The sequence below is a fragment of the Flavobacterium arundinis genome (assembly GCF_038289855.1).
Lineage (GTDB): Bacteria > Bacteroidota > Bacteroidia > Flavobacteriales > Flavobacteriaceae > Flavobacterium > Flavobacterium arundinis.
In genome coordinates this window covers 36,963-61,010 of record NZ_JBBYHR010000009.1, presented here as the reverse complement: position 1 = coordinate 61,010, position 24,048 = coordinate 36,963, and the positions used below count along the sequence as shown (strand labels likewise).

21 protein-coding genes are annotated in these 24,048 nt (G+C 43.1%); 10 read left to right on the top strand and 11 right to left on the bottom strand.

Features of this window, described 5'->3' with window-relative positions; genetic code table 11:
- Positions 1-120 precede the first annotated feature (120 nt).
- The 5 genes from AAEO56_RS15150 to AAEO56_RS15130 all read left to right on the top strand — a co-directional run bounded on the left by AAEO56_RS15150 (position 121) and on the right by AAEO56_RS15130 (position 6,858).
- Complete coding sequence (locus tag AAEO56_RS15150; protein WP_341697905.1) at positions 121-2,925, top strand: TonB-dependent receptor; 2,805 nt, start codon at positions 121-123, stop codon at positions 2,923-2,925.
- Positions 2,926-3,138: 213 nt separating this feature from the next.
- On the top strand, positions 3,139-4,320 hold the full coding sequence (locus tag AAEO56_RS15145; RefSeq protein WP_341697904.1) for a hypothetical protein: 1,182 nt from the start codon (positions 3,139-3,141) through the stop codon (positions 4,318-4,320).
- Between the two features lie 194 nt (positions 4,321-4,514).
- A complete protein-coding gene (locus AAEO56_RS15140) occupies positions 4,515-4,850 on the top strand; it encodes a T9SS type A sorting domain-containing protein (protein WP_341697903.1) in 336 nt (111 codons plus the stop codon).
- A 129-nt stretch (positions 4,851-4,979) separates the two neighbouring features.
- Positions 4,980-5,801 carry a T9SS type A sorting domain-containing protein gene (locus tag AAEO56_RS15135; RefSeq protein WP_341697902.1) on the top strand — a complete coding sequence of 274 codons (822 nt, stop codon included), beginning with the start codon at positions 4,980-4,982 and terminating at the stop codon, positions 5,799-5,801.
- Between the two features lie 76 nt (positions 5,802-5,877).
- A complete protein-coding gene (locus AAEO56_RS15130; protein WP_341697901.1) occupies positions 5,878-6,858 on the top strand; it encodes a LuxE/PaaK family acyltransferase in 981 nt (326 codons plus the stop codon).
- 187 nt (positions 6,859-7,045) lie between these two features.
- On the opposite strand, the gene tyrS is transcribed toward AAEO56_RS15130, so the two are convergent.
- Positions 7,046-8,344 (bottom strand): tyrosine--tRNA ligase, encoded by a 1,299-nt coding sequence (gene tyrS / locus AAEO56_RS15125; RefSeq protein WP_341697900.1) that lies wholly within the window; start codon positions 8,342-8,344, stop codon positions 7,046-7,048.
- A gap of 92 nt (positions 8,345-8,436) precedes the next feature.
- Between tyrS and AAEO56_RS15120 the strand changes: the two genes are divergently transcribed.
- The gene (locus AAEO56_RS15120; protein WP_341697899.1) at positions 8,437-9,444 is read left to right on the top strand and encodes an NAD-dependent epimerase/dehydratase family protein; all 1,008 of its coding nucleotides are present in this window, start codon (positions 8,437-8,439) and stop codon (positions 9,442-9,444) included.
- Here AAEO56_RS15120 and AAEO56_RS15115 read toward each other — a convergent pair.
- From AAEO56_RS15115 to AAEO56_RS15105, 3 genes are read right to left on the bottom strand one after another with little or no spacing between them, the layout of a single operon-like run.
- A complete protein-coding gene (locus tag AAEO56_RS15115; RefSeq protein WP_341697898.1) occupies positions 9,428-9,844 on the bottom strand; it encodes a DUF4296 domain-containing protein in 417 nt (138 codons plus the stop codon). The genes AAEO56_RS15120 and AAEO56_RS15115 overlap by 17 nt on opposite strands.
- A 3-nt stretch (positions 9,845-9,847) precedes the next feature.
- Positions 9,848-11,188: a dihydroorotase gene (locus tag AAEO56_RS15110; RefSeq protein ID WP_341697897.1), complete on the bottom strand. Its 1,341-nt coding sequence runs from the start codon at positions 11,186-11,188 to the stop codon at positions 9,848-9,850.
- Positions 11,189-11,195: 7 nt separating this feature from the next.
- The gene (locus AAEO56_RS15105) at positions 11,196-11,918 is read right to left on the bottom strand and encodes a polyprenol monophosphomannose synthase (RefSeq protein WP_341697896.1); all 723 of its coding nucleotides are present in this window, start codon (positions 11,916-11,918) and stop codon (positions 11,196-11,198) included.
- Between the two features lie 105 nt (positions 11,919-12,023).
- Here AAEO56_RS15105 and AAEO56_RS15100 point away from each other — a divergent pair, with 105 nt between their 5' ends.
- Positions 12,024-12,689 (top strand): DUF4271 domain-containing protein, encoded by a 666-nt coding sequence (locus AAEO56_RS15100; RefSeq protein ID WP_341697895.1) that lies wholly within the window; start codon positions 12,024-12,026, stop codon positions 12,687-12,689.
- 16 nt (positions 12,690-12,705) lie between these two features.
- Complete coding sequence (locus tag AAEO56_RS15095) at positions 12,706-13,455, top strand: uroporphyrinogen-III synthase (protein WP_341697894.1); 750 nt, start codon at positions 12,706-12,708, stop codon at positions 13,453-13,455.
- A 284-nt stretch (positions 13,456-13,739) separates the two neighbouring features.
- Here AAEO56_RS15095 and AAEO56_RS15090 read toward each other — a convergent pair whose 3' ends face one another.
- The 5 genes from AAEO56_RS15090 to AAEO56_RS15070 form a co-directional block, all read right to left on the bottom strand.
- Positions 13,740-14,057 (bottom strand): type II toxin-antitoxin system RelE/ParE family toxin, encoded by a 318-nt coding sequence (locus tag AAEO56_RS15090; protein WP_341697893.1) that lies wholly within the window; start codon positions 14,055-14,057, stop codon positions 13,740-13,742.
- Complete coding sequence (locus AAEO56_RS15085) at positions 14,048-14,281, bottom strand: hypothetical protein (RefSeq protein WP_341697892.1); 234 nt, start codon at positions 14,279-14,281, stop codon at positions 14,048-14,050. The genes AAEO56_RS15090 and AAEO56_RS15085 overlap by 10 nt, the downstream gene beginning before the upstream one ends.
- A 125-nt stretch (positions 14,282-14,406) precedes the next feature.
- Complete coding sequence (locus AAEO56_RS15080) at positions 14,407-14,859, bottom strand: hypothetical protein (protein ID WP_341697891.1); 453 nt, start codon at positions 14,857-14,859, stop codon at positions 14,407-14,409.
- A 110-nt stretch (positions 14,860-14,969) separates the two neighbouring features.
- Positions 14,970-16,571 carry a phosphoenolpyruvate carboxykinase (ATP) gene (gene pckA / locus AAEO56_RS15075; RefSeq protein ID WP_341697890.1) on the bottom strand — a complete coding sequence of 534 codons (1,602 nt, stop codon included), beginning with the start codon at positions 16,569-16,571 and terminating at the stop codon, positions 14,970-14,972.
- Positions 16,572-16,650: 79 nt separating this feature from the next.
- Positions 16,651-17,037, bottom strand: a complete 387-nt coding sequence (locus AAEO56_RS15070) for a DUF423 domain-containing protein (RefSeq protein ID WP_341697889.1) — start codon at positions 17,035-17,037, stop codon at positions 16,651-16,653.
- A gap of 111 nt (positions 17,038-17,148) precedes the next feature.
- Here AAEO56_RS15070 and AAEO56_RS15065 point away from each other — a divergent pair, with 111 nt between their 5' ends.
- Together AAEO56_RS15065 and AAEO56_RS15060 are read left to right on the top strand one after the other, a co-directional pair.
- Positions 17,149-18,519, top strand: a complete 1,371-nt coding sequence (locus AAEO56_RS15065; RefSeq protein WP_341697888.1) for a saccharopine dehydrogenase family protein — start codon at positions 17,149-17,151, stop codon at positions 18,517-18,519.
- A 317-nt stretch (positions 18,520-18,836) separates the two neighbouring features.
- Complete coding sequence (locus tag AAEO56_RS15060) at positions 18,837-19,307, top strand: Lrp/AsnC ligand binding domain-containing protein (protein WP_341697887.1); 471 nt, start codon at positions 18,837-18,839, stop codon at positions 19,305-19,307.
- A gap of 87 nt (positions 19,308-19,394) precedes the next feature.
- Here AAEO56_RS15060 and AAEO56_RS15055 read toward each other — a convergent pair whose 3' ends face one another.
- Positions 19,395-20,102, bottom strand: a complete 708-nt coding sequence (locus tag AAEO56_RS15055) for a zinc metallopeptidase (RefSeq protein ID WP_341697886.1) — start codon at positions 20,100-20,102, stop codon at positions 19,395-19,397.
- Positions 20,103-20,362: 260 nt separating this feature from the next.
- Positions 20,363-23,839, bottom strand: a complete 3,477-nt coding sequence (leuS, locus tag AAEO56_RS15050) for a leucine--tRNA ligase (protein WP_341697885.1) — start codon at positions 23,837-23,839, stop codon at positions 20,363-20,365.
- Positions 23,840-24,048 lie beyond the last annotated feature (209 nt).

Below are 24,048 nucleotides of genomic sequence, written 5' to 3'. Positions count from 1 at the left end.
AATTTAATGTCTTAACAATTTAATAATAAAAAGCAATTATAAAGCTAACAATTCAGTAACACTTGATTTAGATACTAGGGGCAACTTTGCACCAAAATTTTAACAACAACACGACACAACATGAAATTAAAATTTCTTGTAATTACACTGCTTACATTCTTTGCCGGATTAGCTCAGAATGCAACTATTAAAGGGACTGTTACAGACAAAGACATGAATAATGAAACTTTGCCCTTTGCAACAGTATTCGTAAAAGGTACAAACATCTCCGCTACTACAGATGAAAGCGGAAACTATTCACTATCGGTACCGGCAGGAACACACACTATTGTTTTTGGGTTTTTAGGCTATCAGGATGCAATAGTAGAAGTAACTGTAGCTGCGGGCGAAACAAAAACTGTAGACCAGCAACTGCACTCCGACAGTGTACAGCTGAACGATGTGGTTATCGAAAAAACATTTAACCGCGAAAAAGAAACAGCTTTGCTGCTTGAGCAGAAAACAGCTGTTGAGATAAAGCAAAGTATCGGCGCGCAGGAACTATCCCGCAAAGGCATTGGAGATGTTGAAGAAGGGCTTACAAAAATAACCGGTATTACAAAAGTGGGCTCACGCGGCCTGTTTGTACGCGGATTGGAAGACCGCTACAACAACCTGTTAGTGAATGGCCTGGCAGTACCTTCAAACAGTCCTTTCCAGAAAATCATTCCACTTGATCTTTTCCCGACTGACATTGTAGGTGTTGTAGATGTATATAAAACATTTAATCCGTCTATTTACGGTGATTTTGCAGGCGGTACTTTTAACATCGCAACATCAAAAGGCACTAATGCAATTACAAAGCTAAGTATTGGCATTGGCTATACTACCGATAATAACTTATCTGATTTCAAAATCTCCCAGGATGCTAACTCTTCAAAAGGCTTTTTTGGCCTTACCGGAAAAGACAGGGCATTACCCGGTATTTTTGGCGAAATTCCATCGAACAGGACACTGACAAGCAGCGAATCGCAAAAAAGCTTCAAAAGCGGTTTTAATGTTGACTCCAACAAAAGCCCGCTTAACTCAAGTATAGGTTTCCTTCACTCAGAACGATTTGACCTGAAGGATGATTCTAAACTAACTTACCTGCTGTCGTTGAACTTTGACAACAGCTATACAGTTTATCAGGGTGTAAACCGTACCCTCCAGGGCGGAGACAATACCGAAATTATCTACTATAATAATTTTGTCACCACTGATTACCGCTATAAAACCAATACATCGGCATTGGTGGGCACCAATTACAAAAACAACCGCCTTGACCTGTCGTTTACAGCATTTTATTTAAGGAATACCGAAAATTTGATCCGCGACCAGTTTGGTGTATACGAAAACCAGAAAAACAACCCCAACGCACTTATCCGCACCAACCAGCTTGACCAGTCGGATTATCTTACCGCACAAGTTAACGGAAAGTATTTCCTGACTGAAGACCAAAACCAGTTTGTACGCAGTGGTGTCTCTTTTTCCAAAACATCGTACCAACAGCCTGACCGGAAATTTTTCCTCGGAACAAAGCAATCAAACAATGAGATCCTTACTTCTTATGGAGGAAACAATTTCCTTCGCCAGTATTTTGATGTAAGCAACAATTTTTATTTCTCAGGCATGGCCGAATATGGGCTTAAATTTGGCTCGGAAGACATTAAACAACACCAGCTGACATTAGGCTATAACGGAAATATGTCTGAAAACGAAACATCATACCGTTTTTTAAGCACCTTTAAAGCTGAGGGATCACCGTCAAATTTCACAACTAATATTGACGATATTGACACACAAATAAACAGTGACCTTGCATCCGGAAATTTCAACTTCAGGGAAAGCTCGAATGCACAGTACAAGTCGACACTTTCTGAAGGTATAAATGGCGGGTATGGCAGCTTACTGCTTCACTTTGGTGAAAAATGGGAAATTAACGGAGGTTTGCGTGTAGAGCAGGCTCAAAGAGAAATAAAATTCCGTGAGAATGGCTCTTTTAACCAACCTTTTGAAGTCAAAAAATTCGACAAGACATATATACTTCCTTCACTTAGCGTTAAATATGGCCTGAATGAAATTTCAAACCTGCGCTTTGCAGCAGGCAAGACTTATACAAGGCCCGTTCTTGTTGAAATGCTCGCTATAACCTACATCAACGCTGATGGTACTTCACTGAGTGGTAATCCTTATCTTGAAAACAGCGACAACCTGAATGCAGACCTGAAATATGAGGTATTTCCTACCAGTACGGAGATGTTCTCTATAGGGGTGTTTGGTAAAAAGATAAAAAACGTGATCGACAGGACTTTCCAGGCAAATGCCGGCGGCTTTATAACGACATTCCTAAACACCGGGGATGCTACACTATACGGCGCAGAGATCGACTTTATACTTGACCTTGCACGTATTAATCAAAACCTGGCTGACTTTTCGTGGGGCTTCAATACCTCGCTAATGGATACCAACCTGAAGGTGAATGATTTTGTAACTAACAGTAACGGTACCCGCACGGCAACGGTAGAAACACATCGCGAACGCCAGATGCAGGGAGCCTCTAAATGGCTTATAAACTCTGACCTGAAATACCAGTTTAAATTCAGTGAGACATGGAGCAATACGGTTTCGTTTGTATACTCTGTATTTGGTAAAAGGATATACAGCGTGGGAAGTATACCGTATGACCATATTTATGAATTGCCGGTAAGCAGGCTTGACTTTGTTTGGAGCAGCAAACTGTCCGATCATTTTGACGTGAAATTCTCTGCACACAACATACTTAACCCTAAAGTTCGATTTGAAGTAGGAGACGAAAACCGTGCTGAGTTCACCGAATCATCAAGGATAATAAGCGATTACAAACGCGGCGTAGGATTCTCCCTCGGACTAAACTATACCTTCTAAACCTCTTGGACAACAATTTAAAGCCGCTTCTACAGAGCGGCTTTCTTATGTCTGGAAAAATTTACATTGGTAATGTTACCGTAACCTAAAAGCAAGCATTACTTAATCATCATATAACAATTATCTAACGCCCGGCACGGTGCATAAAGCTAATTTTGGAGCATCAAAAAAATAATTTTTAAAAACTACAAAACTCATTAAAAACAACAACTCATGAAAAAATTTCTTTTAGGACTTGCAGTTATCAGTTCTCTTTTTACAGGGTGCAGCAGCGATGACAGCAACCCGGTTCAACAACCTGTAGAAGGCAACATTACAGGAATAATTGCAAATGACACGATATTTGCATACGGAAACTATACTCTTGAAGGTATCGTAAAGATCAATTCTGGCGTAACAGTAACTTTCGATAAAGGTTCAACTATCACATGTGACAAAGAAACAGGCGACAACGCCCTTGTTGTACTTAAAGGCGGCAAGCTTATTATCAACGGTACAGCTTCTGAACCGGTTGTATTTACAGAAGCTTCTTCGGTTCCGGGTTCATGGGGTGGTATCATCATGTATGGAGATGCTCCTATTAAAGCAGCAGGTGGTGTTACTACTGCTACGTCAGAAGACGGAAACAACCAGTCTTATGGTGGTACAAATGCACAACACAATGGTGGCGCGCTTCATTATGTTCGTGTAGAATATGCCGGCGCAAAACTTGCCGATGGTTCAAAAGAGAACAACGCATTCACATTCTATTCTGTAGGTTCAGAAACAACACTTGACCACCTTGTAGCCTACAAAGGCGCTGATGACGGATTCGAATTCTTCGGAGGTACTGTAAGCGCTACAAACCTTATCTCTTACGGAAATTATGACGATGCTTTTGACTGGCAGGATGGATGGCAAGGCCAAAACAACTCGAACTGGTATGCTTACCAGACAGTTAAAGGAAACTATGGTATGGAGATAGAATCATCAAGCAATAACAATGCTTTCTTCCCTAAAGTTATAAACGTGACGCTTATAAGGGCAGCAGGCACAACTCCTGAGATTCCTGGCGCTATTGAAAGCGATGCTTTCCTATTCAAAAAAGAAGGAAACGGTGACTTCAACAATGTAGTGATCAGGGGCTATGGCGATTATACCGAAGGTGGTGTAACTTACCCTGGTGCAGCTGTAAGGATATTTGATGCTACAACCAACACTAACCAGGTGAACGGTTCTAAAATCAAACTTACCAACCTTAACATCTCTGGCACAAGCAGCAACATCCTTGGCGCAACTCCTGCAATAGTAGTAGGATTCCCTGCAGGTAACTTTACTACAAGCACAACTGCAACAGGAGCGAACATAGATAACGGAAACTGGACTACTGTAGGAAGCACAAACCTTCTGCAATAAGCAAAGCGAATAAATTTAAGTTAGTATACTGCACACGCTGGCAGGATTATACCCCTCTTTGAGGGGTATTTTTTTGTATTAAAACAACACCTCTCATCTAATCATTTTAAGCCAATATAAAGTAAAATTCGTACCTAACTTTTTTGGTATAATATTTGAAATAAATTTATATATTTACAAAATCAATCACCACTATGTCAAAAAAATACTTTTATATAACCTTACTGCTGTTCTGTTTGTTTTCGATAGGCGCTAAAGCCCAGGAAAACAAAGGAGTTGCTGCTGCCGGCAAGGAAGCAATAGAGGGATTGAACATCTACCCAAACCCTGCCACCTCAGACAGGATTTACATCACTTCCAAGTCGTCTCAAAGCAAAGATGTGGAAATTTACGATGTGCTTGGTAAGAAAATACTGCAAACCACACTTTCCGGTAAAGAACTGAACATCAACAGCCTTACACCCGGAGTTTACATTATCAAAGTTAAGGAAGGCGATGCTACTGCCACCCGCAAGCTGATTGTTAAGTAATTTAGGCTACTTAACACGAACTTAACTTGCTGATAAAAATGTCTTAATTTTATTACGCAGCTTTCTGATTGAAATAAAATGTTTCTATATTTGTACAGGACAAAATATCAAAAATTAAAAACTAACGACATGAAAAAAATCTACTCTTTATTATCAGTTATAGCACTTACCGCTATCTCTGCTAATGCACAAAACCTTGTGCCAAACGGCACATTTGAGGCCTGGACCGCAGGTGCTCCTGAAGGGTTCACTATCACTCAGCAGAATGCTACTACCGGATCTGTTACACAGGAAAGCGGCGCTGCCAATGTACATGGCGGAGCAAGCTCTGCTAAAGTTATGGCTCCTGCAGGTACAGGACACGTAAGGATGGCAGTAACTGATATCCCTGTAACAGGCGGACACAGCTACACCTTCTCTTACTGGTTTAAAGACGAAAGTGACAATGCAAGAGGAAGGCATTGGGCTGCATGGAGGGATAATAACAATACCACATCTCCACAATTAGACAACAATGCAGACGTTTTAAGGCCGGATTATTACCCGAATTCAACAGGATGGCAATTGGTTACTTATACATTATCAGCTCCTGCTGCTGCAACTCATTTCAGGATAGATTTCAGGATTTATCAGGAAACTACAGGCCAGGATTCAGGGCTTATTTACTATGATGACCTTTCATTTGTGGATAATTCTGTTGCAGGCGTAAAAGACAACATGATTGCAGGTCTTAAATTATACCCTAACCCACTTACAGGCAATGTACTTAATATTAGTACAGATGCTAACGCTGTAAAAACAGTTGCAATATATGATGTACTTGGAAAACAAGTTCTAAATACTACAACTGCTAACACAAGCATCAATGCAAGCAACCTTACAAGCGGTGTTTACATGGTAAAGATCACTGAAGAAGGCAAAACTGCTACTAAGAAATTAGTAGTACAATAATCTTATTAAACCATATTTGGAAAAGCACTGCTACGGCGGTGCTTTTTTATTTTGTATTTTTGCTAAAACTTCTATAGTGATTACCGCCCCCGACATATTTGCCATTTCTTCCAAAAAAGAGTTCGAGAAAATCACCTTAAAGGTTTTCCGCTACCAGTACGATAACAATACCGTTTATCGTGACTTTTGCGGCTTTTTGAATAAGGATAAGCAAAACGTGAAGTCGGTTAGGGACATACCTTTTCTCCCGATCCAGTTTTTTAAGACGCATGATGTTGTGAGCTCTCCGGAACCTGTACAGGCAACATTTACCAGTAGCGGCACTACCGGAATGACAACCAGCCGCCATTTGGTTACCGACCTCAATTATTACGAGCAGAGTTTTCGCCTGGCGTTCTCGCAGTTTTATGGCAACATCGAAAATTATGCTGTCCTGGCCCTCCTGCCCTCCTATCTGGAACGTGAGGGATCTTCCCTTATCTACATGGTTGAAGACCTGATACAGGGTTCTAATAATCCTGACAGCGGCTTTTACCTCCACAATTACGACGAGCTTATTACGAAGCTAATAAAACTTGATTCCGAAGGTCAGAATGTATTGCTGATAGGCGTCACCTATGCCCTGCTCGACCTTATTGAGAAACAGGATTTCAACTTAAAGAATACCATCATTATGGAAACCGGGGGCATGAAAGGCCGCCGCCGCGAAATGATACGCGAAGAACTTCACGAGGTGTTGTGTAAAGGCTTTGGCGTAGGCGAGATCCATTCCGAATACGGAATGACGGAATTGCTTTCGCAGGCATATTCCCTTGGCAATGGCATTTTCGAATGCCCGCCGTGGATGGATATCTTTATCCGTGATACGGAAGATGCTCTTACCTATGTAGATTATGGAAAGACCGGCGGCATCAACGTGATCGATCTTGCTAATATCAATTCCTGCTCCTTTATCGCCACTCAGGACCTTGGCAAGAAATACCCCAACCAATCGTTTGAGGTACTGGGACGCTTCGACAATTCGGATATCCGGGGATGTAACCTGATGGTTGTCTAATTTCAGATTTCAGATCGTAGATTTTAGATTGAGCTTCACTCGGAACCTAAACATACAGACTGTCATCGCGAGCGGAGGAACGGAGCGTGGCGATCTTTGAATTTACGTAAGCATAAATATTACTTCGTCGTTCATCGCTAACAATGAACTGATTCACAATAAAAAAGGAGCCTTTCAGCTCCTTTCATTATCTTACTGTGATCACAAAGTATTTCTTTTTACCATGCTGTACCAGGATATATTTTCCAAGTATGATATCTTTATCTGAAAGCAGGTAACCTTCAGCTACTTTCTCTTTATTAATAGCAATAGCACTAGCTAATACCGCTTCCCTTGCCTTTCCGCGTGACGGGAATATATTGGTCGTATCAGCCAGGGCAAGTACAATATCAACACCTTCCTGTAGCTGCTCGCGTGTAATTTCAGCACCCATGAATTCACCGAAGATATCGGTAAAAAATTCTTCATTTTGGCTTTCCAGATCCTCACGGCTGAAGTTCGAAAAAGCAAAAACCGATTTTTTAGCGGCCTCTTCAAAATCCTCTTTTGAATGGACGAAAGTCGTTACTTCTTCGGCCAGCCTTTTTTGCAGCACCCTTACGTGTGGCGCTGTGTTGTGCTCTTCTATCAGGGTATCGATCTCTTCTTTAGGAAGGAACGTGAATATCTTTATGTATTTTTCAGCATCGGCATCGCTTGTATTCAGCCAAAACTGGTAGAATTTATATACCGAAGTCTTGTCGGCATCCAGCCAGATATTGCCGCCTTCGGACTTCCCGAATTTAGAGCCATCTGCTTTCGTTATAAGTGGACAGGTCATGGCATAGGCTTTCGCGCCTTCATCGTTCATCCTGCGTACCAGTTCCGTCCCTGTTGTTATGTTGCCCCATTGGTCGCTACCGCCCAGTTGCAGCAGGCAGTTGTATTCTTTGTGCAGGTGGTAAAAATCGTAACCCTGTATCAGTTGGTAGGTGAATTCGGTAAATGACATCCCCGACCCGGCTTCACCTGTAAGGCGCTTCTTTACCGAATCTTTTGCCATCATATAGTTCACCGTGATACGCTTGCCCACATCGCGCACAAACCCGATGAACGAGAACTCTTTCATCCAGTCGTAGTTGTTCACAAGTACAGGGGCATTGGCATCAGCCGAATTAAAGTCAAGGAAGCGCGACAGCACACCTTTGATGCCGGCAACGTTTTTCTCCAACGCAGCTTCGTCAAGCAGGTTACGCTCATCTGATTTGCCCGATGGGTCGCCTATCATCCCGGTAGCGCCGCCAACTAATGCGATAGGCTTATGTCCGCATTTTTGCAGATGCACCAAAATGATTATAGGAACAAGGCTGCCGATGTGCAGTGAATCGGAAGTCGGGTCAAAGCCAATATAGGCCGTAGTCATTTCCTTATTCAGTTGCTCTTCAGTTCCCGGCATAATGTCGTGTACCATGCCCCTCCATCTCAGTTCTTCTACAAAATTTTTCATGTTTGGTTTTAATAAGCTGCAAAAATACAAACCTGTGTGAAAAAACGGGAACAAATAAGGATAAATGCGCAGTAAAAATTACATTTGCATCTATGATTTTAGTAACCGGCGGTACAGGATTGGTAGGCGCCCATTTGCTGTTGCAACTTACAGCCAATGGCGAGCGGGCTCGTGCTTTGTACCGCAGCGCCGAATCCCTTGCAAAAACAAAGAATCTTTTTACTCATTATAAAAAGCAGGAACTGTTCGATACAATCGAATGGGTTAAGGGCGATATTATTGATGTGCCTTCGCTTGAGGATGCTTTTGAAGGTGTTGCATACGTGTATCACTGCGCCGCTTTCATCTCTTTCGATCCCCGCGATGAAGAGCAATTACGAAAAGTAAATATTGAGGGTACTGCCAATATGGTGAACATTGCCCTGGCCTATGGTATAAAAAAATTCTGCCACATCAGCTCTATTGCCGCGTTGGGCGACACCAAAGAGGACGGCGAAACCATTACCGAAGAAACCGAGTGGAACCCGGAAATAAAGCACGGCGATTATGCCATCGCGAAATATGGCGCGGAAATGGAAGTGTGGCGTGCGTGGCAGGAAGGCCTGAGCGTGGTAGTTGTAAATCCCGGGCTCATATTTGGCTATGGCTTTTGGGAACAGGGAAGCGGCGCAGTGCTGCGTACCGTTGACAAAGGCCAGTATTTTTATACCCATGGCACCTGCGGCATTGTTGCAGTGGAAGATGTGGTAAATGTTATGATACACCTTATGGCTTCCGATATTTCCGGGGAGCGTTACATCGTGGCATCTGACAATCTTTCTTACAAGAAAATCCTTGACACCATTGCCGATGGGATGAAAAAGAAACGCCCTTCGGTTTATGCAACAAAGCTTATGGCTGCTTTTGGATGGCGCATAGACTGGCTTATCTCAAAAGTGCTTATGCGGAAACGGATGCTTACAAAAGGCATGGCAAGATCTTCCTACGCCACAGATAAATATACCAGCGAAAAACTAAATTCAAAACTGGGTTACGTATTTACTCCTATGAAACCTTATTTGAAGGAACTGGCTGCGCAGTACTCTAATCAGCTTTTATAGTCCTTGTCCTTGGCCGTATCTTTGGCCCGGTGCCGGTAACATTTGCTGTTGGTGTAACCGTATTCTTTTTTAATCCGTATTTTATTTTATCCTGCTCTATTTTTGCAGCAACTTTCTTTTGTATACCGTCATAAACATCCAGGTCAGAGGCATAATATTCGTTGCTTAGGGCAAACGTCAGGCTGTCGGTCTTATACTTTTTATAGATGTAGTTCCTGTTATCAATCTTGCTGTCTTCAAGCGCTTTTGGGGTATACGAGCTTATAGCCTGCAAGAGGGTAATATCATACAGTATATTCACCATTTCATCTTCCTGCAGCAGGTGTTTCGGCTTTTCCGCTTTTTCTTCCCCGCAGGAAACAAGAAGTACTGATAGTAATATGTATGCTATATTTCTCATAGGTTACCTGTCAAATAAAAGCCTTTCGCCGCAGCGGATATCTTTCACCTTAAAGTTATTATATACAAGGCTGCCGTTTACAAAGGTATGGGTAATCCTTGATTTAAAGTTAACCCCTTCGAACGGAGACCAGCCACATTTGTATAAAATATTTTCTTTTTTCACATTCCACGGAAGCCCTGGATTTACAATAACAAGGTCGGCATAATAACCTTCCTTGACGAAACCACGCTTTTCTACACGGAATAATTTGGCGGGGTTATGCGCCATTTTCTCCACGATCTTTTCTACAGATATCTTCTTTTGGTGGTAGGCCTCAAACATTGCCACAACGGCATGCTGCACCAATGGCCCTCCCGAAGGCGAGCTTGTGTAAGGGTTTTTCTTTTCGTCTAATGTATGTGGGGCATGGTCGGTCGCAACAACATCGATCCTGTCGTCAAGCAACGCATCCCAAAGCGCCTGGCGGTCTTCAGCTGTCTTAACAGCCGGGTTCCATTTTATGAGCGCGCCCTTCTTTTCGTAATCGGCATCGCTGAACCAAAGGTGGTGAATGCACACTTCGGCGGTTATCTTTTTATCCTCGAGTGGAATCTTATTGGTAAACAGTTCAAGCTCTTTTGCAGTAGACACATGGAAAACATGCAGCCTTGCCCCTGTTTTTTTGGCAAGCGCCACAGCTCTGGAAGACGAGATATAGCATGCCTCGGCACTGCGTATCAGCGGGTGGAATTTTACAGGGATATCATCGCCATACTCTTCTTTATATTTTTCAAGGTTCTGTCGTATCGTCGTTTCATCCTCGCAATGCGCTGCTATGAGCATCTGGGTGCTGCTGAATATCTTTTCGAGCACGGCCTCATCGTCAACCAGCATATTTCCGGTAGATGACCCAAGGAATAATTTGATCCCTGGTACATTCTTCGGATTGGTTTTCAATAGCTCCTCAAGGTTGTCATTGGTACCACCCATCATAAAGCCATAATTAGCATACGATGTTTCCGAAGCCCTCTGGTATTTCTCCTCAAGCAGCTCCTGAGTAACGGCATTCGGCACTGTGTTCGGCTGTTCTATGAACGAAGTGATTCCGCCGGCAACCGCTGCACGCGACTCGGTTTCAATGGTGCCTTTATGCGTTAGCCCCGGTTCACGGAAATGCACCTGGTCATCAATAGCCCCGGGGATCAAAAAGCTACCCTCGGCATCGATGATCTTTACATCCGAAAATTTCGCACTGATGCTCTCGGCAATTTCTTTAATAAACTTGTCTTCAATTAAAAGATCGCCTTCAAAAATGGCTCCTTCATTTACAATTTTGGCATTCTTAATTAAAATCCTGTTCATTTATCTCTTATAGTCTGTTTAGCATTTTTTTCATTCTCAGCGATATTACCCCAAAAATAGCTTCCTTGAATATGGCACCGCTCATTTTTGATTCGCCCATGGTGCGATCGGTAAATATGATCGGCACCTCTGTAATATTAAAGCCATTGGCATAAGCCCTGTATTTCATTTCGATCTGGAAGGCATACCCCACAAATTTTATCCTGTCGAGGTTAACGCTTTCCAGCACCTTTCGCTTATAGCAGATGAAGCCGGCAGTTGCATCGCGTATCGTCATCCCAGTGATTGTTCTCACATAAGCCGAGGCATAATAGGACATAAGCACACGGCTTAGCGGCCAGTTCACCACATTTACCCCGGTGACATACCGTGATCCTATAGCCATATCAGCGCCTTTTTTGCAGGCATCGTACAATCGTACAAGATCATTGGGATTATGCGAAAAATCGGCATCCATCTCAAAAATATATTCATACTTCCTGCTGATGGCCCATTTGAAACCATGCACATAAGCAGTACCCAATCCGGATTTTCCCGCTCTTACTTCAAGAAAAAGTTTTCCGGCATACTCCTGCTGCAGTTCCCTTACCTTTTGTGCGGTGCCATCCGGCGAATTATCGTCCACTATCAGTACATCAAAAGCGGTATCAAGCGATAATACTGCCCTTATGATAGGTTCTATATTTTCAATTTCGTTATAAGTCGGAATTATAACTATCCCATCACTCATCTGGTCCGCTGAATTTTTGTGCAAAAATAATGTATTTCTAACGTCTGAAGCATAATTAAAGTATAATTAAAATAACCGAATGCAAAAAATAGTAATTTTGCAGCTATGACAGAACTGGTTTTAGACATTAGGGCAGTAGGCGGCAAGGATTGGGCCACCATCCTGTTTGTGGTTTGTTTTGGCCTTATTGCCATCAACAGGGCTGTGTTTGAAACCCGCTTTACCGAATTTATAAAGCTTGCCGTATCAGACAAATATACGAAGATATATAAAGACGGGGGCAACCTTCTGAGCTGGTTTACCATATCTTTCTTTTTTATCCAGGTTATTTCGTTCACCTTCCTGCTTCAGTTCCTGCTGCATTACTTTGACCTGGCCGAAAAAACGAACTGGATATCGTTTATACAGTTATTTACCCTTATAGCCGTATTTATACTGGCAAAATACCTGATTGAAAAAATAATCGCCACATCGTTCAATATCGAAGAATTTAATGAGCAGTTCAACCTCCATAAGGTAAATTACAGGACTTATATCGGCCTTTTGCTGCTCCCTGTTAACATTGTGTTATTTTATAATGACGACATCCATCCGTATGTTTTGTACGGAATCATTGCGATTATACTGGTTGCAAGCATTATTTCTTACCTCTTATCGTTAAGGCTATATCAAAATTTGATACTGGGCAAATTGTTTTATTTTATTTTGTATCTTTGCGCACTTGAAATAGCACCCTATTATTTCATGTATTATTGGTTTACAAAAAGTTAGTAAAGAATTGCAGTATATGAAAGTGAAAACGATTTTGGTTTCGCAGCCTGAGCCTAAAGTAGATAATTCCCCCTACTTTGAAATTCAGCAAAAATTAAAAGTAAAGGTTGACTTCAGGCCATTTATTCACGTTGAGGGTGTAAGCGCAAAAGATGTTAGGGCGCAAAAAATAGACCTTAATAACTATACCGCGATAATACTTACCAGCAAGAACTCCATCGACCACTTTTTTCGTGTGGCCGAAGAAATGCGCTTTAAAGTTCCTGAAACCCTGAAGTATTTTTGCCAAAGTGAGGCTATTGCCTTTTATCTGCAAAAATATGTGGTATACCGAAAAAGGAAAATCTATGTAGGACAGAAAGATTTCACCGATCTTTCCCCGCTTATCAAAAAGTATAAGGACGAAAAATTCCTGCTCCCGGCATCGGATCAATTGAACTTTGATGTGCCACAAACACTCAACAGCCTTAAAGTGGACTGGACACCGGGTACCTTCTACAAAACAGTTATGAGCGACCTGAGCGACCTGAAGGATGTGTACTATGATGTACTGGCTTTCTTCAGCCCTACCGGAATCAAGTCATTATTTATGAACTTCCCGGATTTCGAACAGAACAACACACGTATAGCAGTTTTCGGCCTTACCACGCAAAAAGAAGCGCTGGAACACGGCCTTAGGGTTGACATCATGGCTCCTACACCTGAAACGCCGTCTATGACAATGGCACTGGAAAAATATATAATTAAAGCAAATAAGGAAAAATAGAGAATATTACTTTATAAATACAAAAACCGCCTGATTTATTGGGCGGTTTTTATTTTCGAATATATTTTCTAAAGCTAAATACTACCGAAATAACGACCACATCAAATGACAACAGACAGATCGTGTCGACTAAACTCAAGGTTTTAATCCCTTTATTTATAATATATCCATCTATATAAAGATATAAGGCAAAGAGGTTTATTAAAACAAAGATTATTAAAAACATAAAGTACACGGGTTTCATATATAAAAAATGTATATGCAGAGACGGAATATAAGAACTGTTATTTTTTACGTGTTATCTTAACTGGATTTTGCCTGGTATCAAAAACGTCTGCAATATCAATCCTTTCCTTTTCAGGATTGTACCTGTAGACAATTTTATAATTCCTGAAAACTAAATACCTGAAATCTTTATTTCTCTCAATAAGTAGTTCTTCCCGTTGCCCAATTTCATAACCTTCACCCAACTTTTTCGTCTCCTGAACAATCCCTGAAATAAGTTTTTGAGCGACTGGAAAACTGGCATTGTCACGGTAGTAATAAAAAATATCCCTTAACTGTTTTCTTGAAAAGACAGTCCAATAAATCCCTACTCCCATTTTTCAATCTCACTAAGCAGGTCATCTACATGAATAACCCTGTCGTTATCAGAATCTTCCAGTGACTGGTCTATCCTTGCGTTGAATTCATCGATCGACATGGGCGAACGCTGTTTAACCGTTTTTGCCTTACTTAAGATATCTTCCAAATGCGTAATCAATTCCTCATTTTGCAATTTGAGAAATTCCTGTACAAAGTTTATTTTTCTGGTTTGAATATCCATTTCATTTTCATTTATATACAAATTTACAGGAATTCTGTACAATTTTAAGTCTTTACGGTCATAAATAGTTCCGGAAAACATATTGCAGGAATATTGAACTTTTGCAAATTAGAACAACACACACCTTATTTAATAAAACCCTGCGAGTCTATATCGTATCTTAAAATTTTTATGTCATCTTCATCTGCTTTCTTGAGCATACGTATCGTTTCTTTTGCGGAATATTTTTCATATTCAACCTCATAAACAAACAGGTATTCTGTCCTTTCATCGGTCCCGGATATTTCACTTGTGTTCCAGTCAAGAAGTTTATTACTTTTGAACCCACCCAGTTTCTTCGTGGTCATATCAAAAATATGATGCAATGAATCTAAAGGGGTCGCTTTAAAAAACTCCTCTCCAAACAGTTTATCTGCCCGGCTGTAATCATGGTCGCTAAGCGCACTAAACAATTTATTGGCAACAGCATCACCATCTGACTTATCGCTTAGCTGGCCTGTGCGCGTTGCGTTAAATCTACAGCCAGCAAGAAAAAGGCAAAATGATAAAGCAGTAAGTCCTAAATATATATTTCTCATAATCGGTTTATTATTTATTGGCATAAAAGTAGCAAAAATCCCAAAACAAAAAGCTGCCCTTTTTACGGGGCAGCCTTTCTTTCCAAAAAACATCTATTCTAAAATTCACATTATGCCAACGGTCCGCCGGCCATAATCTCTTCATTGGCAAATTCCTCGAATTTTGCAAAGTTTTTCCTGAACGCCTCAGCCAGCTCAAGGGCTTTGGCATCATAAGCTTCCTTATCTTCCCATGTGTTCCTTGGATTAAGGATCTCAGCAGGCACGTTAGGGCAGCTTTGCGGCTTCGCAAGGCCAAAAACCGTATGGTCTTTGTACGCTACATTGTCAAGTTTGCCATTCAGGGCAGCGGTGATCATTGCCCTGGTATATTTTAATTTCATCCTTTGGCCGGTGCCATAAGCGCCACCAGACCATCCGGTATTGATAAGCCAAACGTTTACGCCGGCATCTTTCATTTTTTTGATAAGCATCTCTGCATATTTTGCAGGATGCAGCGGCATGAACGGCGCACCAAAGCATGCAGAGAAGTTAGGCTGAGGCTCGTTTACACCTGCTTCGGTTCCGGCAACTTTAGCGGTATAGCCCGAAATGAAGTAATAAGCAGCCTGTCCCGGTGTCAGTTTAGAGATCGGAGGCAGGATACCGAACGAGTCGGCGCTCAGGAAAAATATATTTTTAGGATTGTACCCTATAGAACCCGGCTGTATGTTGTCAATATGATATATCGGGTAACTAACGCGGGTGTTCTGAGTAATAGAGATATCAGTATAATCCACCTCGTTCGTACCCGGCTTGAAGATTACATTCTCCAGTATCGCGCCCCTTTTGATAGCCCTGAAGATATCCGGCTCGTTCTCCTCGGTAAGGTTAATTACCTTGGCATAGCAGCCGCCTTCAAAGTTAAATACTGTATTCTCATTGGTCCATCCGTGCTCATCGTCACCTATCAGCTTGCGTTCCGGATCGGCAGACAACGTAGTCTTGCCTGTACCCGAAAGCCCGAAGAAAATAGCGGTATCACCATCTTTACCCACATTCGCACTACAGTGCATCGGGAAGGTATCCTTAAATACAGGAAGTATGAAGTTAAGCGCAGAGAATATGCCTTTTTTCATTTCGCCTGTGTAACCTGTACCGCCTATTAGGGCAATCTTCCTTGTGAAATCAAGTATTGCAAAGTTGTGCGAGCGTGTCCCGTCTACAGCAGGATCTGCCATAAAGCCCGGAGCGCACACTACATGCCAGTCGGCTGTGAAATCCTCCAGTTCTGATTCTTCAGGACGAAGGAACATATTGTAGCAAAACAGGTTCGACCAGGCAGTTTCGGTAACCACCCTTACATTAAGCCTGTAATTCTCATCGGCACAAACATAGCTGTCGCGTACAAATATTTCTTTACCGGATAAATAGGCTGCTACTTTTTTATGAAGTGCATCAAATTTAGCGCTGTCAAACGGAATGTTCACATTCCCCCACCACACTTTATCTTCGGTAATACTATCTTTTACTATAAAACGATCCTGAGGAGACCTTCCTGTAAATTCACCCGTATTGATGGCAAGGGCACCTGTAGCGCTTTCAACGCCCTGACCTTTTTCAATTGTAATATCATGCAGCTCGTCCGGAGACAACTGATATCTTACATTAGCATCTTTAATCCCTAAGTTTTCTAACGAAATCGTTTTCGTAAAAAGGCCGTAATTATCCATACTTTTTAGAATAAGTTGAGTTGTTTCAAAGGGCAAAAGTAAAAAATAAATTGTTACAAAATAAGAATTTGAAAAATTTTTATCCTTTTCGCCTCATTATATTTAAAATTAATACAACCCATGCCGCTATAAGTAATAATCCTCCAATTGGCGTGACAGGCCCGATTATCGTAACGTCGACTGAAAAAAGTGATTTGCACGCTAAAAAATAGATCGAAAAGGAAAAAAACAGCACACCGCTCAATACCAATCCTAAAATCAGCCTTTTTGCTTTTTGAGACACCATTGGGGTCATCCCTACAAAAAGTAAAAACAGCGCGTGGTACATCTGGTAGCGGACACCGGTTTCAAACACAGCCAGCTGTTCCGGAGCCAGCAACTCTTTGAGGCTGTGGGCCCCAAAAGCGCCAAGTATAATTCCGATTGCACCTAAAACCCCTGCAATTGCTACGATTTTCCTGTCCATTTTATTTTGATTAGAATGTAAAGTTAAAAAGTTTAGCATAATTAACACCGAAAAAGTTTTCAGAAAAACAACATTTGACTACTTTCGTGTTATAATTGGGAAAACACTACTATGAGGAATATTTTGATTATTGGCGCAGGCCGTTCCGCTTCGTCATTAATAGAATACCTGTTGAACAAATCGGAGACTGAAAACCTTCATATAACGATAGGCGACCTTTCGGCAGAGCTTGCGCAGCGCAAGACCAAAGGGCATCCAAGGGCTTCGGCCATTACGTTTGACATTTTTGACGAGAACCAACGAAAAGAAGAGATAAGCAAGGCTGATGTCGTAATATCCATGCTGCCCGCACATCTGCATTATGAGGTAGCCAAAGACTGCATTACCTACAAAAAGCACATGGTTACGGCTTCCTACATCAGCCCGGCCATGCAGGACCTTGACGAACAGGTGAAGGCGAACAACCTTATTTTCATGAACGAGATTGGGCTCGATCCCGGCATCGACCACATGAGCGCCATGAAAATCATTGAGGATATAAGGGACAAAGGTGGCAAAGTACTGTTGTTTGAATCGTTTTGCGGCGGCCTTGTTGCCCCGGAAAGTGATAACAACCTATGGAATTATAAATTTACCTGGAATCCTCGAAACGTAGTCCTTGCCGGACAGGGAGGGGCAGCAAAATTCATTCAGGAAGGCACATATAAATATATACCGTACAATAAACTTTTCCGCAGGACGGAGTTTATGGATGTAGAAGGCTATGGTCGATTCGAAGGTTATGCCAACCGCGATTCACTTAAATACCGTAGTATTTACGGCCTTGACGATGCACTGACTCTTTACCGGGGAACCTTAAGAAGAGTGGGCTATTCCAAGTCGTGGAATATGTTCATCCAGCTCGGTATGACCGATGATACGTATGTAATGGAGGACTCTGAGAACATGAGCTACCGCGAGTTCACCAACTCTTTCCTGCCGTATCACCCGACGGATTCGGTTGAGCTTAAGTTAAGGCATATCCTGAAAATAGATCATGACGATATCCAGTGGGATAAACTGGTAGAACTCGATCTCTTTGACGATACGAAGATTGTCGGACTGCGCGATGCGACCCCGGCCCAGATACTCGAAAAGATACTGTCAGACAAATGGACACTGAACCAGGACGACAAAGACATGATCGTGATGTACCACAAAATAGGCTACGTACTTGACGGCCACCAGCAGCAGATTGATGCTACCATGGTATGCATTGGCGACGACCAGACCTACACTGCGATGGCAAAAACAGTAGGCCTGCCCGTAGCGATGGCTGCACTGCAGATACTCAACGGAAATATAACCACTCCGGGAGTACAGCTTCCGATTAATCGCGAAGTGTACTTACCGATATTAAAAGAACTCGAAGAATTTGGGGTTGTCTTCAATGAAAAGCATGTTCCGTATATGGGTTACAACCCAAATAATGTAGCAAGCTAACCTCACTTAACTAACCCAAACTCCGAAACCTCCCGCCAACTACGGGAGGTTTCACTTTTTATATTCCTGACCAATTAACCATAATTTATATAAGAGCGCAGGATTTTTTTGCAGGCAAATGAGTAGATTTTCACGCAAAGGCGCAAAGACGCAAAGTTCAGAACCCAATAAATATTGCATCGCAAGACTTTGCGCCTTAACGCATACAATTTCCGGCCTGAGTCTTGGCGGCTTTGCGCCTTTGCGTGAAATTTAAAACAGAAGCCTTTATTTCATATTAAAATTGAATTTCTATATTTGGTTACAAATTAAAACCCATGAAGATCAATTCCCTTCAAATAGAAATAGACGGCATCGACAAAGAAATACTCCGTTACCTGATGGAAGATGCACGGAAGCCTATCCTCCAGATAGCGGCTAAAATAGGCATATCCGGAGCAGCCATTCACCAGCGGTTGCGTAAATTGGAACAGGCCGGCGTTATAGCAGGATCACGGTTTATCGTCAATACAAAAGTGTTAGGTTACAGCACAATGGCCTTTGTTGGCATTTACCTCGAAAAAGCATCCAACAATCCGGAAGTTGTGAAAGAGCTCCGCAAGATCCCCGAGGTGTTGGAATCCCACTATACTACAGGAGACTGGTCTATCCTCATCAAGATTATATGCCGTGACAACGAGCACCTTATGCAGCTACTCAACCACAAGATACAGCCCATCAGCGGGGTATCGCGCACGGAAACCTTTATCTCGCTGGAACAGCAGATAGAAAGGCAGATACAGTTGTAGGCCCCCTAACCCCCGAAGGGGGAACTCCACTCAAAACGATTTAGCAATCGTGGAATTCCCCCTTCGGGGGTTAGGGGGCTGCGGAAATTAATTCCTTGAACCTCCGAATATCCTTAGTCCAAAATACACAAGCATCGCAAGCGAACCAATCGCAGCTACAACATACGTACGCGCGGCCCATTTAAGTGAATCTTCTGCGCCGGCATATTCCTGTTGGGTAAGCATATTTTTACCCTTCAGCCACGCCAGGGCACGGTTGCTGGCATCATATTCTACAGGCAGGGTAATGAAAGTAAACACGGTGGTCAAAGCATACAGCGCCAGTCCCGCCACAGCCATATAAAACCCGAAGCCAAGCCCGGAGCCCGCTGCAAGCACAATACCTAATACTAAAAGTATCTGCGATAAGTTAGAAGCCACATTCACTGCAGGCACCAGTTTAGAGCGAAAGGCCAGCATATTATAAGCGGTGGCGTGCTGTACCGCATGGCCTACCTCGTGGGCCGCAACTGCTGCAGCCGCTGCATTCCGTTGGTTATACACTGCCTCGCTAAGGTTTACGGTTTTATCGACCGGGTTGTAGTGGTCGGTCAAACGCCCGGCAGTTGAGATAACCCGCACGTCATAAATACCGTTATCCTGCAACATCTTCTGTGCGATCTCTGCCCCGCTCATATTATTGCGCAGGTGGACTTTCGAGTAATATTCAAATTTGCTTTTCAGCTTTGAGCTGACGGCAAAACTTACCAGGGCAATAGCGCCCAGGATAATCCAATACAAAATATCTCCGTACATTTTCTTCTCGTTTATTGATTTAGTATAGAATCATCAAATTGTACGCCAATGTTTCATAAGGAATAGTTAATGCCAATTTGACGGTTTTGCTGCCGAAATAGCATATGTAATCGTGGAGATCGGAAACGTTATAAAACAAAAACTCCGGAAAGAATCATCTCTCCGGAGTTTATCGGGTTGTCATTCTGACGAAGGAAGAATCTCTTATAAATGAGATTCTTCACTTCATTGCATTCCGTTCAGAATGACATAGAATTACGTTACCCCACCAAATTTATAATCTTGCCGGGCACTATGATCACTTTCTTAGGCTGCTGGCCGTTCAGGTGCTGCACGGTCCTTTCGTCGGCCATAACCGCGGCTTCGATCTCGGCAACCGACAGGTCCATCGGCAGTTCGATCTTAAAGCGCATCTTGCCGTTGAACGACACCGGGTATTCCTTGCTGCTTTCCACCAAATGCTCCGGGTTAAATTTCGGGAATGGCACCTGTGAAATGCTGCCCTGATGCCCAAGTCGGTGCCAAAGCTCCTCGGCAATATGCGGCGCATAGGGCGATATAAGGATAGCAAGTGGCTCGAGTATCGAACGCTCATGGCAGTTAATGGCTGTAAGCTCATTCACCGCAATCATAAACGAACTCACCGAAGTATTGAACGAGAAGTTCTCGATATCCTCCTGTGTTTTCTTGATGGTACGGTGCAGTATTTTCAGGGCGTCAGCGCTGGCCGGGTTAGCGGTCACGATAAGTCCATTATCATCAAAATACAACTTCCAAAGCTTTTTCAGGAACCCGGAAACACCCGTAATACCGGCAGTGTTCCATGGCTTGGCCTGTTCTAACGGACCAAGGAACATTTCGTACAGGCGAAGTGTATCGGCACCATATTGTTCACAGATGTCGTCTGGGTTGACAACATTATACCAACGCTTTGACATTTTTTCAACCTCGCGCCCTACAATATATTTACCATTCTCCAATATGAATTCTGCATCATTGAACTGGGGTTGCCATTGCCTTAATTCCTCAATATTTATTTCATCGTAAGAATTTACCATGTTCACATCAATATGCAAATCTTCTGTTTCATAATCTTTTTTAAGTCCTTTAGATACATATTTATTAGTTCCCGAAATTCGATACACGATTGCACTCATCCCCAATATCATTCCCTGGTTGATCAGCTTTTTAAACGGTTCTTCCTTAGTAATAAAACCCCTGTCTTTTAAGAACTTGTTCCAGAAACGGCTGTACAATAAGTGGCCTGTGGCGTGCTCGCTTCCGCCAATATATAAATCGACGTCCTGCCAGTAGGCTTCTGCTTTATCCGACACCATCTCATCATCATTGTGCGGGTCCATATACCGCAGCCAGTACCATGAGCTTCCCGCCCAGCCCGGCATGGTGTTGAGTTCTAATGGGAATACCGTTATATCATCAATCAGGTCATTCGAAACCACTTTGTTTTCAGCAGTGCTCCACGCCCATTCGCGGGAATTCCCTAATGGCGGCTGCCCGTCTTCTGTTGGGAGATATTTTTCCACTTCGGGAAGGCGTATCGGTAAGTGTGCTTTGTCGATCATCTGCGGCATACCGTTCACGTAATATACCGGGAACGGTTCGCCCCAATACCTCTGGCGGCTGAACACCGCATCGCGCAGGCGGTAATTGGTTTTGCCCTTTCCCTGCTGGATGCCTTCTAATGCCGCAATGGCTTTTTTGGTCGCCTCCTTATAACCCATTCCATCAAGGAAATCGGAATTCATCAGCTTGACATTGTCCTTGGAACCATAGGCCTCTTCGGAAATATCCACATCATCGAAGATATTTTTTATTTCGATCCCGAAATGTTTTGCAAAGTCGTAATCCCGTTGGTCACCCGCAGGCACGGCCATAACAGCGCCTGTTCCGTAACCGGCCAGTACGTAGTCGCCTATCCAAACGGGTATCGGTTCTTTTGTAAACGGATGTTCGGCATACGCCCCTGTAAACACGCCCGATATCGTCTTCACATCAGACATCCGGTCGCGCTCGCTGCGTTTTGCAGTGGCTTCTACATAGGCATCAACAGCTGCTTTTTGCTCCGGGGTTGTTATTTTGGCTACCAGTTCATGCTCCGGTGCCAGTGTCATGAATGTCACACCAAATATGGTATCAGGACGGGTCGTGAATACTTCTATTTTATATTGGCTTTCTTCTTCCTCGCCTACTTCGGAAAAGATGTCGCGGAAAAAAGCGCGGATGCCGAGGCCGTCTGGCTCTTGAATCCTTACCTCCGGGGTTTGAATCCTCCCCCCGGCCCCCTCCGAAGGAGGGGGAGACTGGGAAGGCAAATCGTTATCTGAAATATCTTCTGCGTTATCAGCATTTTTATAGGATTTGCGATTTGACAGCGCTATCCTTATTTGTGATATAACATCACTTACATGATACATCACATCTTCATTCGAGAATCGAAGTACCTTAAATAAATGCTTTTGTTCTAGTTCGAGTGTCCTTGCTTCATCCAATTCGGCTTGTTCCGCTTCGTAATGGTATCCGCCGTCAACCTCAACAATAAGCCTCTTTTCAAGAGCAACAAAATCAGGAATAAAGTTCCCAACCGGATGTTGTCTCCTGAATCTGACACCTAAATTATTCCTTCGTAGTTCTTCCCATAAAGCTCCTTCAGCAACAGTATATTCTTTACGCATAACCTTTGCATTGTGCAATAGGTCTACGATATTAGCGCTATTTCCGGTCAAATATTTTGGGCTTTCTTTCAAATCTGAGTGAGTACGCGTTCCGTCTCCCCCTCCTTCGGAGGGGGCCGGGGGGAGGATATGATTCGGAGAGGGGCTGGGGGTGAGGTCTGATGGAATAACATCAAACACCACACTCGCCCCCACCGATTTCCCTATCCAGTTCCTTTGGCTTTCTTTCAAAGATTCCGTCCAGTCGATGGTTTCGAGGCCTTGCAATAGCCTTTCGGCGTAGGCCGATATCCTCATGCTCCATTGCGTCATTTTCTTGCGGATAACGGGGTAGCCGCCACGTTCGGAAACGCCGTTTACTATTTCGTCGTTGGCAAGTACGGTTCCGAGTTGCGGGCACCAGTTCACTTCTGTTTCCGCAAGGTACGTAAGGCGGTATTTTAACAGGATGCGCTCCTGCTCTTCTTTGCTGTACCCTTTCCAGGCATCGGGAGTGAAGACGGCAATATTGTCATCGCTAACGGCATTGACACTAGCATTGCCGTTGGCTTCAAATTCTGCGATAAGTGTGCAGATGCTCTCGGCTTTGTCGGTATCTTTATTGTACCATGAGTTGAACAATTGGATGAATATCCATTGTGTCCATTTGTAGTATTCGGGGTTGGAGGTGCGCACTTCACGGTCCCAGTCGAATGAGAAGCCGATGCGGTCGAGCTGCTGCCTGTAGCGGGCAATGTTCGCTTCGGTGGTGATGGCAGGGTGCTGTCCGGTCTGGATAGCATACTGCTCTGCCGGAAGGCCAAAGCTGTCGTAGCCCTGCGGATGGAGTACGTTAAAGCCTTTGTGGCGTTTGTAGCGGGTATAAATATCACTGGCAATGTAGCCCAGCGGGTGGCCGACATGCAGCCCCGCTCCTGATGGGTACGGGAACATATCAAGCACATAGTACTTGGGTTTATCGCTTGTGTCTTCGGCGCGGAAAGTGCCGTTCTCTGCCCAGTATTTTTGCCAGCGGGCTTCAATTTCATTCGGGTTGTATCTCATTTTTTCTGAAAAGGTTCTTAGGTTCTGAGGTTCTTAGTTTCTGAGTACCTTAGTGACTTAGGACAGGGTTGTGTCTAATCACCTCAGCACCTCAGTGCCTAAGCACCTTGCGGAACGCAAATTTACGCTTATTGTACGAAAGTCAAAACTTTGCCCGTTATAAACTATTATTAATTTAACCATATAGAAACATAGCTCTTAGCCTTGAA

Excerpts from the sequence above, each read along its gene's own strand:
- AAEO56_RS15065 (WP_341697888.1), top strand. The coding sequence starts at position 17,149 with ATGAGGAATATTTTGATTATTGGCGCAGGCCGTTCCGCTTCGTCATTA.
- AAEO56_RS15070 (WP_341697889.1), bottom strand. The coding sequence starts at position 17,037 with ATGGACAGGAAAATCGTAGCAATTGCAGGGGTTTTAGGTGCAATCGGA.
- AAEO56_RS15110 (WP_341697897.1), bottom strand. The coding sequence starts at position 11,188 with ATGAACAGGATTTTAATTAAGAATGCCAAAATTGTAAATGAAGGAGCC.
- AAEO56_RS15060 (WP_341697887.1), top strand. The coding sequence starts at position 18,837 with ATGAAGATCAATTCCCTTCAAATAGAAATAGACGGCATCGACAAAGAA.
- AAEO56_RS15085 (WP_341697892.1), bottom strand. The coding sequence starts at position 14,281 with ATGGATATTCAAACCAGAAAAATAAACTTTGTACAGGAATTTCTCAAA.
- AAEO56_RS15095 (WP_341697894.1), top strand. The coding sequence starts at position 12,706 with ATGAAAGTGAAAACGATTTTGGTTTCGCAGCCTGAGCCTAAAGTAGAT.
- AAEO56_RS15055 (WP_341697886.1), bottom strand. The coding sequence starts at position 20,102 with ATGTACGGAGATATTTTGTATTGGATTATCCTGGGCGCTATTGCCCTG.
- AAEO56_RS15090 (WP_341697893.1), bottom strand. The coding sequence starts at position 14,057 with ATGGGAGTAGGGATTTATTGGACTGTCTTTTCAAGAAAACAGTTAAGG.
- AAEO56_RS15140 (WP_341697903.1), top strand. The coding sequence starts at position 4,515 with ATGTCAAAAAAATACTTTTATATAACCTTACTGCTGTTCTGTTTGTTT.
- AAEO56_RS15150 (WP_341697905.1), top strand. The coding sequence starts at position 121 with ATGAAATTAAAATTTCTTGTAATTACACTGCTTACATTCTTTGCCGGA.
- AAEO56_RS15100 (WP_341697895.1), top strand. The coding sequence starts at position 12,024 with ATGACAGAACTGGTTTTAGACATTAGGGCAGTAGGCGGCAAGGATTGG.
- AAEO56_RS15145 (WP_341697904.1), top strand. The coding sequence starts at position 3,139 with ATGAAAAAATTTCTTTTAGGACTTGCAGTTATCAGTTCTCTTTTTACA.
- AAEO56_RS15105 (WP_341697896.1), bottom strand. The coding sequence starts at position 11,918 with ATGAGTGATGGGATAGTTATAATTCCGACTTATAACGAAATTGAAAAT.
- tyrS (WP_341697900.1), bottom strand. The coding sequence starts at position 8,344 with ATGAAAAATTTTGTAGAAGAACTGAGATGGAGGGGCATGGTACACGAC.
- AAEO56_RS15080 (WP_341697891.1), bottom strand. The coding sequence starts at position 14,859 with ATGAGAAATATATATTTAGGACTTACTGCTTTATCATTTTGCCTTTTT.
- AAEO56_RS15135 (WP_341697902.1), top strand. The coding sequence starts at position 4,980 with ATGAAAAAAATCTACTCTTTATTATCAGTTATAGCACTTACCGCTATC.
- AAEO56_RS15120 (WP_341697899.1), top strand. The coding sequence starts at position 8,437 with ATGATTTTAGTAACCGGCGGTACAGGATTGGTAGGCGCCCATTTGCTG.
- AAEO56_RS15115 (WP_341697898.1), bottom strand. The coding sequence starts at position 9,844 with ATGAGAAATATAGCATACATATTACTATCAGTACTTCTTGTTTCCTGC.
- leuS (WP_341697885.1), bottom strand. The coding sequence starts at position 23,839 with ATGAGATACAACCCGAATGAAATTGAAGCCCGCTGGCAAAAATACTGG.
- pckA (WP_341697890.1), bottom strand. The coding sequence starts at position 16,571 with ATGGATAATTACGGCCTTTTTACGAAAACGATTTCGTTAGAAAACTTA.